Annotated in this window: 15 protein-coding genes; 6 read left to right on the forward strand and 9 right to left on the reverse strand. The window is 68.5% G+C overall.

Annotated elements, in window-relative coordinates:
- Window positions 1–34: 34 nt before the first annotated feature.
- On the forward strand, window positions 35–1,033 hold the full coding sequence (locus KCG34_RS19155; protein WP_211937208.1) for a P1 family peptidase: 999 nt from the start codon (window positions 35–37) through the stop codon (window positions 1,031–1,033).
- Here KCG34_RS19155 and ygfZ read toward each other — a convergent pair.
- Window positions 1,030–1,848, reverse strand: coding sequence for a CAF17-like 4Fe-4S cluster assembly/insertion protein YgfZ (gene ygfZ / locus KCG34_RS19160; protein ID WP_211937209.1), 819 nt, complete (start codon window positions 1,846–1,848; stop codon window positions 1,030–1,032). The genes KCG34_RS19155 and ygfZ overlap by 4 nt on opposite strands.
- A 61-nt stretch (window positions 1,849–1,909) precedes the next feature.
- On the opposite strand from ygfZ, the gene KCG34_RS19165 reads away from it, so the two are divergent.
- Genes KCG34_RS19165 through KCG34_RS19185 form a run of 5 tightly spaced genes read left to right on the forward strand, consistent with a single transcriptional unit; the run spans window position 1,910 to window position 5,352 of the window.
- Window positions 1,910–2,905 carry a glycosyltransferase family 9 protein gene (locus KCG34_RS19165; protein ID WP_211937210.1) on the forward strand — a complete coding sequence of 332 codons (996 nt, stop codon included), beginning with the start codon at window positions 1,910–1,912 and terminating at the stop codon, window positions 2,903–2,905.
- Window positions 2,889–4,226 (forward strand): dihydroorotase, encoded by a 1,338-nt coding sequence (locus tag KCG34_RS19170; protein ID WP_211937211.1) that lies wholly within the window; start codon window positions 2,889–2,891, stop codon window positions 4,224–4,226. The genes KCG34_RS19165 and KCG34_RS19170 overlap by 17 nt, the downstream gene beginning before the upstream one ends.
- Window positions 4,227–4,229: 3 nt before the next feature.
- Complete coding sequence (locus KCG34_RS19175; protein ID WP_211937212.1) at window positions 4,230–4,715, forward strand: helix-turn-helix transcriptional regulator; 486 nt, start codon at window positions 4,230–4,232, stop codon at window positions 4,713–4,715.
- Window positions 4,712–5,119 (forward strand): VOC family protein, encoded by a 408-nt coding sequence (locus KCG34_RS19180; protein WP_211937213.1) that lies wholly within the window; start codon window positions 4,712–4,714, stop codon window positions 5,117–5,119. Before KCG34_RS19175 ends, KCG34_RS19180 begins: the two co-directional genes overlap by 4 nt.
- Window positions 5,116–5,352 carry a hypothetical protein gene (locus KCG34_RS19185; protein WP_211937214.1) on the forward strand — a complete coding sequence of 79 codons (237 nt, stop codon included), beginning with the start codon at window positions 5,116–5,118 and terminating at the stop codon, window positions 5,350–5,352. Before KCG34_RS19180 ends, KCG34_RS19185 begins: the two co-directional genes overlap by 4 nt.
- A gap of 83 nt (window positions 5,353–5,435) precedes the next feature.
- Here the strand turns inward: KCG34_RS19185 and KCG34_RS19190 are convergent, their stop codons facing one another.
- The 8 genes from KCG34_RS19190 to KCG34_RS19225 form a co-directional block, all read right to left on the reverse strand.
- Window positions 5,436–5,780, reverse strand: coding sequence for a GIY-YIG nuclease family protein (locus KCG34_RS19190; protein WP_211937215.1), 345 nt, complete (start codon window positions 5,778–5,780; stop codon window positions 5,436–5,438).
- Between the two features lie 658 nt (window positions 5,781–6,438).
- Window positions 6,439–6,666, reverse strand: coding sequence for a formate dehydrogenase subunit delta (locus KCG34_RS19195; RefSeq protein WP_211937216.1), 228 nt, complete (start codon window positions 6,664–6,666; stop codon window positions 6,439–6,441).
- Window positions 6,663–9,506, reverse strand: a complete 2,844-nt coding sequence (gene fdhF / locus KCG34_RS19200) for a formate dehydrogenase subunit alpha (RefSeq protein WP_211937217.1) — start codon at window positions 9,504–9,506, stop codon at window positions 6,663–6,665. The genes KCG34_RS19195 and fdhF overlap by 4 nt, the downstream gene beginning before the upstream one ends.
- 4 nt (window positions 9,507–9,510) lie before the next feature.
- Complete coding sequence (locus tag KCG34_RS19205; RefSeq protein ID WP_211937218.1) at window positions 9,511–11,052, reverse strand: formate dehydrogenase beta subunit; 1,542 nt, start codon at window positions 11,050–11,052, stop codon at window positions 9,511–9,513.
- Between the two features lie 4 nt (window positions 11,053–11,056).
- Window positions 11,057–11,485 carry an NAD(P)H-dependent oxidoreductase subunit E gene (locus KCG34_RS19210; protein WP_211937219.1) on the reverse strand — a complete coding sequence of 143 codons (429 nt, stop codon included), beginning with the start codon at window positions 11,483–11,485 and terminating at the stop codon, window positions 11,057–11,059.
- Between the two features lie 128 nt (window positions 11,486–11,613).
- The gene (fdhD, locus tag KCG34_RS19215; RefSeq protein ID WP_211937220.1) at window positions 11,614–12,417 is read right to left on the reverse strand and encodes a formate dehydrogenase accessory sulfurtransferase FdhD; all 804 of its coding nucleotides are present in this window, start codon (window positions 12,415–12,417) and stop codon (window positions 11,614–11,616) included.
- Window positions 12,414–12,887, reverse strand: a complete 474-nt coding sequence (locus tag KCG34_RS19220; protein WP_211937221.1) for an SRPBCC family protein — start codon at window positions 12,885–12,887, stop codon at window positions 12,414–12,416. The genes fdhD and KCG34_RS19220 overlap by 4 nt, the downstream gene beginning before the upstream one ends.
- On the reverse strand, window positions 12,884–13,237 hold the full coding sequence (locus tag KCG34_RS19225) for an ArsR/SmtB family transcription factor (protein ID WP_211937222.1): 354 nt from the start codon (window positions 13,235–13,237) through the stop codon (window positions 12,884–12,886). Before KCG34_RS19225 ends, KCG34_RS19220 begins: the two co-directional genes overlap by 4 nt.
- Between the last annotated feature and the right edge of the window lie 79 nt (window positions 13,238–13,316).

Below are 13,316 nucleotides of genomic sequence, written 5' to 3' on the forward strand. Positions count from 1 at the left end.
CAGAATCCTCTTCCGCCCCTTACGGAGTTTCGCATTGCCCAGACCCGGCCCCAGAAACCTGATCACCGACGTGCCGGGCCTCCTCGTGGGCAACGCCACCGACGAGCGGGTGATCAGCGGCGTCACCACCGTGCTCTGTCCCGGCGGTTGGCGCGCCAGCGTCGACGTGCGCGGCGGCGGGCCTGGCGTGCGCGAGACCGAGACCCTGCAACCGGTGAACAGCTTCGCGGTCGCCCATGCCGTGGTGCTGTCGGGGGGCTCGGTGTTCGGCCTGGGCGCCGCCGACGGGGTCGCGGCGGCCCTGTCCGAGGCCGGGGAGGGGATCGAGATCCGCCCGGGTTTGAGGCGCGCGCCGATCGTGCCCTCGGCCATCCTGTTCGACCTGGGCAATGACGGCGACAAGGCCTGGGGCCTGGACCCGCCCTATCGCGCCATGGGCCAGGCTTCGGTCGGCGCCGCGGCTGCCGACTTCGACCTGGGCTCGGTGGGCGCCGGGCGCGGGGCCATGGCCGGGACGCACAAGGGCGGTCTGGGCTCGGCCTCGATCGACCTCGGCGAAGGCCTGATCGTCGGCGCCCTGGTGGCGGTCAATCCGGTGGGCTCGGTCTATATGGCCGACGGCCAGACCTTCTGGGCCTGGCCTTATGAGATCGACGGGGAGTTCGGCGGCGTGCGGCCTGGCGAAATGGCGCCGGCTGTCGAGCCCTTCCCCGACCATTCGCGCCTGGCCGCCTTCGGCCGCCTCAGCCCTGGCGCCAACACCACCATAGCCGTGGTGGCGGTCACCGCCGACCTGACCACGGCCGAGTGCAAGCGCATCGCGACCATGGCCCAGGACGGGCTCGCCCGCGCCATCCGCCCGGTGCACACCCCGGTCGACGGCGACAGCGTTTTCGCGGTGGCGAGCGGCCAGGTCTCGCTGGGCGCCGAGGCCGAGCGCCGGCTCAAGATCGCCATGCTGGGCGCGGCTGCGGCCGATGTCCTCGCACGAGCGATCGCGCGGGGGGTGTTCGAGGCGAGAACCCCGTCCTAGCCCTCCGCCAGCCACCCCGGCCGCAGCACACTCACCGGCCGTCCGTCGACGGTCAGATCCGCGCCTTCGATCCGGTCCAGCCGCAGCAGCGCCATGGCCGCGCCGTCACGGCCGCTCAGCACCTGGCCGGCGCGCAAGCTCCCCGCCAGCACTTCGGCGCCCGGCGCCGGCGGCGGGCCGTCGAAGCGGATCGCCAGCATGCGGTTCTTGATCGCCCCGCGCCGCTTCATGCGGCTGGTGGTCTCCTGGCCGACGAAGCAGCCCTTCTTGAAGTCGACGCCGTTCAGCAGATCGAAGTCGGCCTCGATCGGATAGGTGGTCTCGGGCGGGCAGTCGGCGTCGGGATCGGGGACGCCGAGGGCCAAGCGATGGGCGTGATAGGCGGCCTCGTCGGTCATGATCGCCCCATGCGGTGGCTCGGCGCCATAGCCGCGCGCGCCCATCAGATGCAGCCGTGGGTCCTCGGCCCAGCCAGGGCCATGCGGGACCGGCGCCTGCCAGGCTGCGAGCACCGTTCCCTCGCGCGCGGTGATCTCGACCTTGGCCCTGAGGCGGTAAATCGTGAGGCGCTGGATCAGGGCCTCGCGCCGGTCGGCCGCCACATCGACCAGGCAGCCGTCGTCCAGGCCGAAGAGGAACAGGTCGAACAGCAGCTTGCCCTGGGGCGTCAAAAGAGCGCCGAAGCGCAACTCGCCGGGCTTCAGCGTCTCCGCGTCCTGAGTGATCAGGCCTTGCAGGAAACTCTTCCAATCCGGGCCGGTCACGGCGATCAGGGCGCGGGAGGCGAGGGGGGCGATCAGAGGCGGCAGGGTCATATCGCACACATGGCGCCGCATGTGCTGGAGCGCCAGCACTTGACGCCCTATAGATGGGCCGATGGCGGACAGACCCTTCCCGATCCTCTTCATCTCCAGCACCCGGATCGGCGATGCGGTGCTGAGCAGCGGCCTGATCAAAAAGCTGCACGAGGAGATCCCGCACGCCCGCTTCACCATCGCCGCCGGCCCCCTGGCCGCGCCCCTGTTCACCGCGGTCCCCAATCTCGAGCGGGTGATCGTGATGGCCAAGGAAAAGCGCTCCGGCCACTGGTTCAAGCTGTGGAGCCAGGTGCGCGGCCGCCGCTGGGGCCTGATCGTCGACATGCGCGGCTCCGGCGTGGCGCGCTTCCTGTCCAGCCGCCGCCGGGCCATCTATCGCCGCATCCCCGGCGCTGCTCCGGTGCACAAGGTGGTCGAGGCGGCGCGGGTCTTGAAGGTGGAGGACGAGCCCCCGGCCCCTTTTCTCTACACCACCCCCGAGATCGAAGAGGCCGCCGAGGCTTGGCTGGCCGGCCACGGCCCGATCCTGGCCGTGGCGCCGGGCGCCAACTGGGTCGGCAAGGCCTGGCCGCCGGAACGCTTCGCCGAGGCCTGCGCCCGCATCCTGGGGACGCATGGCTCGATGCCGGACGGGCGCCTTCTGATCGTCGGTTCGGCCGCCGATCGCGAGCCGGCCCGGGCGGTCAAGCTGGCGGTGTCGCGCGACCGCATCATCGGCGGCGAGCCGGGCAAGCTGGACCTGCTGACCACCTATGCCTGCCTCAAGCGCGTGCGGCTGTTCATCGGCAATGATTCCGGCACCATGCACCTGGCCGCCGCCGCCGGGGCGCCGACCATCGGCCTGTTCGGCCCCTCGGACGACGCCCTCTACGCCCCCTGGGGGCCGAAGGGCCGGGTGGTGCGCGGCTCGCGCGACCTGGCGGCCATCCGCAAGGTCGATCCGGAGCTGAACCAGGCCGTGTGCCACATGTTCGATCTCAGCGTGGATTCGGTGGTGGAGGCCGCCGCCCGCCTGCTCAAGGAAACGGAGGTTCCCCTTGCCGCAAACCTATGACCTGATCGTGCGCGGCGGCGAGGTGGTGAACCATGCCGGCCGCGGCCTGGCCGACGTCGGGATCAAGGACGGGCGCATCGCCGCCATCGGCGACCTGGCCCAGGCCTCGGCGGGCGAGGTCTATGACGCCACGGGCCTTCATGTCCTGCCGGGCGTTATCGACACCCAGGTGCACTTCCGCGAGCCGGGCCTGGAGTGGAAGGAAGACCTGGAGACCGGCGCCCGCAGCGCTGTCCTCGGCGGCGTCGTGGCGGTGTTCGAGATGCCCAACACCGAGCCGACCACCACCGACGCCGAGGCCCTGGCCGACAAACTGGCGCGGGCCAAGGGGCGCATGCACTGCGACCACGCCTTCTATGTCGGCGGCACGCACGAGAACGCAGAGTTCCTGGGCGAGCTGGAGCGTCTGCCCGGCTGCTGCGGGGTCAAGGTGTTCATGGGCGCCTCGACCGGCACCCTCTTGGTGGCCGACGACGAGGGCGTGGAGAAGGTGCTGCGCAACATCAACCGCCGCGCGGCCTTCCACTCCGAGGACGAATACCGCCTGGCCGAGCGCCGGCCGCTGGCGCGCACCGGCGACTGGACCAGCCATCCGGAGGTGCGTGACGCCCAGTCGGCGATCCAGTCCACCGAGCGGCTGGTGCGGCTGGCGCGCAAGGTCGGCAAGCGCATCCACGTGCTGCACGTGACCACGGCCCAGGAGATCGAGTTCCTGGCCGGCTGCAAGGACGTGGCCAGCGTCGAGCTGACCCCCCAGCACCTGACCCTGACCGGGCCCGAGGCCTATGAGCGGCTGAAGGCCTTCGCCCAGATGAATCCGCCGATCCGCGATGCGTCGCACCAGCCAGGCCTGTGGCGCGCGATCGAAATGGGCGTCGCCGACGTGTTCGGATCCGACCATGCCCCGCACACCCGAGAGGAGAAGGCGCGGCCCTATCCGGCCTCGCCCTCGGGCATGCCGGGGGTGCAGACCCTGGTGCCGATCATGCTGACCCACGTCGCCAATGGCCGGCTGACCCTGGAGCGGTTCGTCGACATGACCAGCCACGGCGCCCAGCGGGTATTCGGTCTGGCCGGCAAGGGGCGCCTGGCCGAGGGCTATGACGGCGACCTGACCATCGTCGACCTCAAGGCCCGCCGCACCATCACCCACGAGATGATGGCCACCCGCTCCGGTTGGACCCCCTTCGACGGCTTCGAGGCCAAGGCCTGGCCGGTGGCGACCATCGTCCGTGGCCGGATCGTGATGCGCGACGACGAGGTGACAGCCGAGGGGACCGGCCAGCCCTGCCGGTTCGTGGAGACCCTGGGGGCGGCGTAGCCCATGGCCGCTGGCCAGGATCCCGAACTCCTGCGCCGCCTGCTACGGGCGAAGGACCGCATGGACGCCGCTTCGGACGAGGCCTGGCCTATCCGCAGGCTGGCGCGGGTGAGCGGCGTGTCCGAGGCCCATTTCGCCCGCTCGTTCAGAGACGCCTTCGGCCTGCCGCCGCACCGCTACCAGCTCACGCGGCGGATCGAGCGGGCCAAGTCCCTCTTGCGCGACACCGACCTGCCGATCATCGACATCGCCTTCCAGACCGGCTGGAACAGCCTGGGCACCTTCGGGCGCACCTTCCGCGACATCACCGGCGAGAGCCCCAGCGAGCTGCGCGCCCGCGAACAGGTCGAGCCGCACGAACGCGACCGCGTGCCGGCCTGCTACCTGATCGCCGCCCACCGGCCTCCCCTCACAATAGCAGTTTCGGAGAAGCGACGGCAGGAAGCGGGCTCTATCAACGGGACAGAGGATGATTTGGAGGTCCCATGAACCAGGGTGTCAGCGTTGTTGGCCTTTATGTCCGCGATCAGGACGAGGCCCTTGAATTCTATGTCGAAAAGCTGGGCTTCCGCGTCCACACGGACGCCAAGAACGGCGACTATCGCTGGCTGACGGTGCAGCATCCCGACCAGCCGTCGTTCCAGCTGGGCCTGTTCACGCCCCAGGCGCCGCTGGTCGACGCCGCCACCGCCCAGGCCTTGCGCGAAGCGGTGGCCAAGGGGGCCATGCCGCCCCTGGTGCTGACGGTGCAGGACTGCCGCGCGGCTCACGCCCGGATGCACGCCGCCGGCGTCGAGTTCACCCAGGAGCCGGTGGACCGCTACGGCGCGGTCGACGCCAGCTTCCGCGACCCCTCCGGGAACGGATGGAAGCTGATCGAGGCGCGGCCATGAGCTTCAGCGCCTGGATGAGGAAGATCCACCGCTGGCTGTCGGTCGCCTTCACAGTCGGCTTCATCGTCAACGCCACGGTCATCTGGGGGCTAGGGCAGAAATCGCCGCCGTTTTGGATGTACCTCCTGGCCCTGATCCCGCTGTTCCTGCTGCTGCCGACGGGGGTTTACCTGTTCGCCCTGCCGTATGCGGCGCGGTGGGGGCGGAGGGCGCGTGAGGTCGGGGCGACCTAATTCCTCAAAAAAACCTCGTCATCCCGGCCGGAGCGCTCGCAAGAGCGCGGAGAGCCGGGACCCAGCATCCCCTCACTCGACGCTCAACCCGGTGAGCGCAGCGTCCAAGACAACGGGCCTTCTGGAACCTCAAACCACTCATCCGAAAGGTCGCGCCACTCCGGATTCTCGGCCTCGATCAAGGCCAGCTTCCAGGCGCGTCGCCAGCGCTTGATGCTCTTTTCCCTGCGGATCGCCTCAAGCATCGTCGGGTGCTCCTCGTACCAGACGAGCCGCTTGCAGCCATATGTCTTGGAGAAGCCTTCGAAGATCCCGAGCTTGTGCTGTTCGATGCGGGTCATCAGCGCGCTGGTCACGCCGACATAGAGCGTGCTGTTCCGCGCGCTCGCCAGAATATAGACCGTGATCCAAGAGTCCCGATTGACCATAGGGCGAGCTTAGCCGGCGCCGCTTGCGTCTGTCAGCTCACGGATTGCAGCGTCGAGCGCGGAGCTGCTGGGTCCCGGCTCTCCGCTGCGCTCCGGCCGGGATGACGCGGTTTTTTGGTGTGAGTGAGAAGGGAATATCCCTTCAACCCCTTGCCGAGATCAAAGCCCGGCGAAGCCGGCCGCGCCGCGGCGGAGCCAAAGGCGCCGGTCTTGACCCGGCCAACCGCCGGAGCACACTGGCCTGCAAGGGCTCAAGGGAGCCATCCAGCCGCAGAGCGGGCCGAAAATCGAACGCTTGGCCCGAGCGAGGTGAGGCAAATGGCAAAATCCGAGTTGGCGAACATCCACACGATTGCCGTGGGTCCCTATTTGTTCGCACTGGGTGTTGTCGCAATCGTCGCAACAATGATCTTTGCGTTCCGATCCCCAAAGATGCCGCACGCGACTTGCCCGGCGACCGCTTTCGTAAAGGATCGCGAGTGGTGTGGTATCTGGGCGCGGCAGTCGATCGCAGACACCAAGATCGCCGTTCAATCCGATGGTTCGTGCCGCATCTGCAATGTGCCGCTGGGGCCAGTGGCTGAGAGATCCTCACAGCAATAGCGAAATTTGGCTTTAGACCGTTCCAGGCATCAACGCCCATCGGCCAACCAGGCGCTCAAGCCCCCGCCGCCAGCTTCTCCACCGCCGCCTTCGCCACCGGGTCCAGCCCCTCTCCGCCGCCCTGCAGGTGCGCGATGATCGCCTTGCGCATCCGCGGCTCCCAGAACAGGCGCAGGTGGTTGCGCACGCCTTCGACGGGGTCGGCGTGGCGTTGGCTGGCGAAGAAGGTGGCGATCTGGTTGGCCATCATCACCAGCTTGGCGTCGCCTTTCACCTCGCTCATTCGGCGGCCTCGACGGGAGCGATCCGACGGCTCTTGCGGCTCAGGTCCTCATAGGCCTCCTGCCACTTCGTCGGGCCGTTCGAAGGCGAGACCTGCACCGCGGTGACCTTGTATTCCGGGCAGTTGGTGGCCCAGTCGGAGAACTCCGTGGTCACCACATTGGCCTGGGTGTCGGGGTGGTGGAAGGTCGTATAGACCACCCCCGGCGCCACGCGGTCGGTGACCTTGGCCCTGAGGCTGATCGAGCCCGTGCGGCTGGTCAGTTGTACGAAGTCGCCGTCGCGTACGCCGCGGTTCTCGGCGTCGTGCGGGTGGATCTCCAGCCGGTCTTCCTCGTGCCAGACCACGTTGGCCGTGCGCCGGGTCTGGGCGCCGACATTGTACTGGCTGAGGATGCGGCCGGTGGTCAGCAGCAGCGGGAAGCGCGGCCCGGTCTTTTCGTCCGTGGGCACATATTCGGTGATGACGAACTTGCCCTTGCCGCGGACGAAGCCGTCGATGTGCATCACCGGCGTGCCTTCGGGCGCGGCTTCGTTGCACGGCCACTGCACCGAGCCCATCTCGTCCAGCTTCTTGAACGACACCCCGGCGAAGGTCGGGGTCAGCCGGGCGATCTCGTCCATGATCTCGGACGGATGGCTGTAGGCCATCGGATAGCCGAGGGCGTTGGACAGGATCTGGGTGATCTCCCAGTCGGCATAGCCGTTCTTCGGCGCCATCACCTGGCGCACCGGCTGGATGCGCCGTTCGGCGTTGGTGAAGGTGCCGTCCTTCTCCAGGAAGGTCGAGCCGGGCAGGAAGACGTGGGCGTAGTTGGCGGTCTCGTTCAGGAACAGGTCCTGCACGATCACACATTCCATGGCCGCCAGCCCGGCCGAGACGTGGGCGGTATTGGGGTCGGACTGCAGGATGTCCTCGCCCTGGATGTAGAGGGCCTTGAAGGTCCCCTCGACCGCTGCGTCCAGCATGTTGTTGATTCTGAGGCCTGGCTCGTTGTCCAGGCTGACGCCCCAGGCCTGCTCGAACTCGCCCCGGACCTTGTCGTTGGAGACGTGGCGGTAGCCTGAGAGCTCGTGCGGGAACGAGCCCATGTCGCACGAGCCCTGCACATTGTTCTGGCCGCGCAGCGGGTTCACCCCCACGCCCAACTTGCCGATATTGCCGGTGGCCATGGCGAGGTTGGCCATGGCCATCACCGTGGTCGAGCCCTGGCTGTGCTCGGTCACGCCCAGGCCGTAGAAGATCGCCGCCCGGCCGCCGGTGGCGTAGAGCCTGGCCGCGGCGCGCATGGCCTCCGCCGGCACGCCGCAACGCTCGGACACCGCCTCGGGCGAATGCGCCGGCTCGGAGACGAAGGCGGCCCAGTCCTGGTACTCGTCCCAGTCGCACCGTTCACGGACGAAAGCCTCGTCGGCCAAGCCTTCGGTGACGATCACATGGGCCAGGGCGGTCAGCACCGCCACATTGGTCCCGGGCTTCAAGGGCAAATGCTGCTCGGCCACGATATGCGGCGAGCGGACCATGTCGATCCGGCGCGGGTCGACCACGATCAGCTTGGCGCCTTCCCGCAAGCGCTTCTTCAGCCGCGAGGCGAACACCGGATGGCCGTCGGTCGGGTTGGCGCCGATGATCAGGGCCACGTCCGTATGCTCGACGGAATCGAAGTCCTGGGTGCCGGCCGAGGTGCCGAAGGTGGTGCTGAGGCCATAGCCAGTCGGCGAGTGGCAGACCCGGGCGCAGGTGTCGACATTGTTGTTGCCGAAGCCGGCGCGGACCAGCTTCTGCACCAGGAAAGTCTCTTCGTTGGTGCAGCGCGATGAGGTGATGCCACCGACGCTGTCGCGGCCATATTTGGTCTGGATCCGCTTCAGTTCGGCGGCGGCGTGGCCGATGGCCTCGTCCCAGGTCACTTCGCGCCAGGGATCGCTGATCCGTTCCCGGATCATGGGCTTCAGGATCCGTTCCTTGTGGCTGGCGTAGCCATAGGCGAAGCGGCCCTTGACGCAGGAATGGCCGCGATTGGCCTTGCCGTCTTTCCACGGGACCATGCGCACCAGCTCATCGCCGCGCATCTCGGCCTTGAAGGCGCAGCCAACGCCGCAATAGGCGCAGGTCGTGACCACCGAGTGCTCGGGCGTGCCCATCTCGATCACCGACTTTTCCGTCAGGGTCGCGGTGGGGCAGGCCTGGACGCAGGCGCCGCAGGAGACGCATTCCGAAGACAGGAACGGCTCGGACTGGCCGGCGGCCACCCGGCTCGCAAAGCCGCGGCCGGTGATGGTCAGGGCGAAGGTGCCCTGCACCTCCTCGCAGGCGCGCACGCAGCGGGAGCAAACGATGCACTTGGAGGCGTCATAGGTGAAATAGGGGTTGGACTCGTCCTTGGCCGAGACCAGGTGGTTGTCGCCCTCATAGCCGTAGCGCACGTCGCGCAGGCCCACGGCGCCGGCCATATCCTGCAGTTCGCAGTCGCCATTGGCGGCGCAGGTCAAACAGTCCAGCGGGTGGTCGGAGATGTAGAGCTCCATCACCCCCTTGCGGATGGACGCAAGCCGCGGGGTCTGGGTCTTGACCACCATGCCCTCGGCCACCGGCGTGGTGCAGCTGGCGGGCGTGCCGTTGCGCCCCTCGATCTCCACCAGGCAGAGGCGACAGGAGCCGAACGCCTCGATGCTGTCGGTAGCGCAGAGCTTGGGGATGGTGGTGCCCATCTCCTGCGCCGCGCGCATCACCGACGTTCCGGCGGGGACCTGCACCTTCTGGCCGTCGATGGTCAGGCTTACCAGGGTCTCGGACTTGGATACGGGCGTTCCGAAATCGACTTCGATCACGCGGGGCATACTGTCAGACCTCCTGCCCGACGGGTTCTGGGGTCGTCACCCCGAAATCCTCCGGGAAATGGGTCACTGCGCTCATCACCGGATAGGGGGTGAAGCCGCCGAGGGCGCACAGGGATCCGTATTTCATAGTTTCGCACAGATCGGTCAGCACGGCGAGGTTGGCCGCCCGCGCCTCATCGGCGCGAATCTTGTCGATCACCTCGACGCCGCGCACCGCGCCGATGCGGCAGGGGGTGCACTTGCCGCAGCTTTCGATGGCGCAGAACTCCATGGCGAAGCGGGCCTGGGCGGCCATGTCGACGCCTTCGGAGAACACCACCACCCCGCCGTGGCCAATCAGGCCGTCACGGGCGGCGAAGGCCTCGTAGTCGAACGGGGTGTCGAACAGCCGTCGCGGGAAATAAGCGCCCAAGGGGCCGCCGACCTGCACCGCGCGCACCGGGCGGCCGCTGAGCGTGCCGCCGCCTATCTCGTCCACCAGCTCGCCGAGGCTGATCCCGAACGGAACCTCGACCAGCCCGCCGTTCTTGATGTCGCCGGCCAGCTGCACGGGCATGGTCCCGCGCGAGCGGCCGTGGCCGAGGGCGACATAGGTCTCCGGCCCATCCGCCAGGATATGGGGGACGGCGGCGAAGGACAGCACGTTGTTGATCACGGTCGGCTGGCCGAACAGGCCCTTGTGCGCCGGCAGGGGCGGCTTGGCGCGGACCTGGCCGCGCTTGCCCTCCAGGCTGTCCAGCAGCGAGGTCTCCTCGCCGCAGACATAGGCCCCGGCGCCCATGCGCACCTCGATGTCGAAGGCGGCTCCCAGGAGGCCGTCCGCGCGGGCGGTCTCGACGGCCCTGTTCATCGCCTCGACAGCCAGCGGATATTCCGAGCGGATATAGACGAAGCCCTTGGTCGCCCCGACCGCCAGGCCGCAGATGGCCATGCCTTCGATCAGCAGGAAGGGGTCGCCTTCCATGATCATGCGGTCGGCGAAGGTGCCGCTGTCGCCCTCGTCGGCGTTGCAGACCACGTATTTGCGATCGGCCGGCGTGTCGGCCACGGTCTTCCATTTGATCCCGGTCGGGAAACCGGCGCCGCCGCGGCCGCGCAGGCCCGACTTGGTGACGGCCTCGATGGTCGCCGCGGCGCCGATCGACCGGGCCTTCTTCAAGCCCTCGCCGCCGCCATGGGCGCGGTACTCGTCCAGCGACTGCGGATCGGTGATCCCGCAGCGGGCGAAGGTCAGGCGGGTCTGGCGCAGGAAGAAGGGCAGGTCTTCGGGCTTGCCGAGGCGCTTGGGATGTTCGCCGCCCGAGAACAGCCCCGCCGCAACCAGCGCCGGAACCTCGTCCGGCGTGATGGGGCCATAGCCGATGCGGCCCTCGGTCGTCTCGACCTCGACCAGCGGCTCAAGCTCGAACGCTCCGCGCGAGCCGTTGCGGACAATGTGGATCGCCTGGCCGATCTTGGCGGCCTCCGGCGCGATGGCCCCGGCCACCTCGTCGGCGCCGACGGCCACCGCCGCGCTGTCTCCAGGGATGAAAATTCGGACAGTCATGGCCTCAAGCCCCCGCCAGCGCGATCAGCCGCTCTGCCGTCAACCGCGCCACCGGGCGGCCGTCGATCAGGGCCGAGGGGCCGCTGGCGCAGAGGCCCAGGCAATAGACCGGCTCGAAGGCGACCTTGCCGTCCACGGCCTTGACCAGGGTCTCGACGCCGCGGGCCTGGCAGGCCTCGGCGCGGCAGAGCTTGATGCTACGGCCCTCGGCCGGCGTCTCGCGGAAGTCGTGATAGAAGCTGACCACCCCATGCACCTCGGCGCGGCTCAGGTTCAGCGCCCCGGCGATGATGGGCACGGCGGCGGGCGGGACGCAGCCGAAGGTCTCCTGGATCTCATGCAGGATCGGCAGCAGGGGGCCTTCCAGGTCGGCCAGGGCGGTGATGATCTCCACCGTCCGTTCCGGCGACCAGGTCTCAAAATTGTGGGCCATGCAACGCGGCTCCGTCCCTAACGCCCTCGCCATGGCGCAAGTCTATCCGGAACGCAAATTCCGATTGTTGAATGCACCGTGCAGGAAATTGGATGGATACGACGCCGATGGGCCGGATTTTGGGCCGATCAGGCGGAAATTCGCTGTGAATGGGTGAAAACCTCGAACCCGTCCTCGCGGGCGACGGCGATCAACGTGATCCCCGCTTCCTCCGCCGTGCGCACGGCCAAGGCCGTGGGCGCAGAGACGGCGACCAGGATCGGGGCGCCCAGGCGGGCGGTCTTTTGCACCATTTCGATGGAGACTCGGCTGGTCAGCAGAACGGCGCCATTGGCGGCTTCCTCTTTGGTGCGGGCCATGGCGCCGATCAGCTTGTCTAGGGCGTTGTGCCGGCCAACGTCCTCGCGCGAGGCGATTAGCCCGCCGCGCCAGAAGCTGGCCGCATGGGCCGCACGGGTCGCCGCGCCCAGGGGCTGGGCGGCGTCGAGCGCGGCCATGGCCGCCAGGATATCGTCCGCCGTCAGGCGGGTTTCCTTCCCCCCCACCGGCGGCCAGCGCCGCACCGCCTGCTCCAGGCTGTCTATGCCGCAGAGGCCGCAGCCGGTGGGGCCGGCCATCATCCGTCTCCGCTCGGCCAGGCGCGCGGCGCGGTCCGGCGCAAGCCACATGCGGATTTCGACGCCGAGCGGCTGGTCGACGATCTCAAGGCCGCGGATCTGGTCGGGCGCGTCCACCACCCCCTCGGTCAGGCTGAAGCCGATGGCGAAATCCTCCAGGTCGGCCGGCGTCGCCATCATCACCGCATAGGTCGAGGCGTCGTAGACCAGGGCGACCGGCGTCTCCTCGGGGACTTCGCGCGCACCAGGCCGCGCCTGGCCGTCACTCCAGGCGTCGCGGGGAACGGGGCGGGACCAGGCGCGCGGTTTGCTCATGCGTCGGCCGGAGCCTCGGTCAATGAGACGGCCAGGGCGTCGAGCAGGAACTTCGTGCCCTCCTCACGGCCGTCCGGTCCGTCGGAGTCGGCGAAGAACACGCCCTGTTCGGTGAAGCACAGGCGGGTTCCGCCGCCGTCCGGCCGCAACTCGACGGTGGTCAGGGATACGGAGATGCGGGTCCGGTCCATCTGCATGTCATAGCTGAACACAATGCGCTCGTTCGGCACGATGTCCCAATAGCGCGCCTGGAAGATGTGGTGCATGCCGCCGGGCGGGCCGACGTCGCTGATCTCCTGGCCGCCGACGCGGAAATCGAGTTCGTGATGGTTGCGCACCCAGCCGGGCGGGCCGTTGAACCATTGCTGCTTGGCCTTGATGTCGGAAAAGGCCTTGAACACTCGCGCCGGGGCGGCGTCGAACCGGCGCTCGATGCAGAAGGTTCCGTGGGTCACGTTCCTTTGGGTCATGGCGGGTCTCCTTCGGGTTCGTCTTCGGGCGTGGCGGCTAGAAAGCCGGCGAGGTTGTCGAAGCGCTGCACCCACAGGGCCCGCCGCTCGCTCAGCCAGCGCTCGGCGGCCTGCAGGGCGTCGGGCTCCAGGCGGCAGGTGCGCACCCGGCCGACCTTTTCCGAGGCGATCAGGCCGGCGCTCTCCAGCATCTGCAGATGCTGCACCACCGCCGGCAGCGACATGGCGAGCGGTTGGGCCAGTTCGCTGACCGAGGCCGGCCCGCAGGTCAGTCGCTCGATCATGCCGCGGCGGGTGGGGTCCGCCAGGGCCTGGAACATCAGGTCGAGCGAGGCTTGTTGGTTAGGCATATGCTTAAGTATGGCGATTTCGGGCCGAGCGCAAGAGATAGTTCACCAGTTACCTAAGTTTCTTCCTGTTGCCGGCTAC

Origin of the sequence: Phenylobacterium montanum, assembly GCF_018135625.1 — a bacterium.
In the GTDB taxonomy this organism is placed as follows: domain Bacteria; phylum Pseudomonadota; class Alphaproteobacteria; order Caulobacterales; family Caulobacteraceae; genus Poindextera; species Poindextera montana.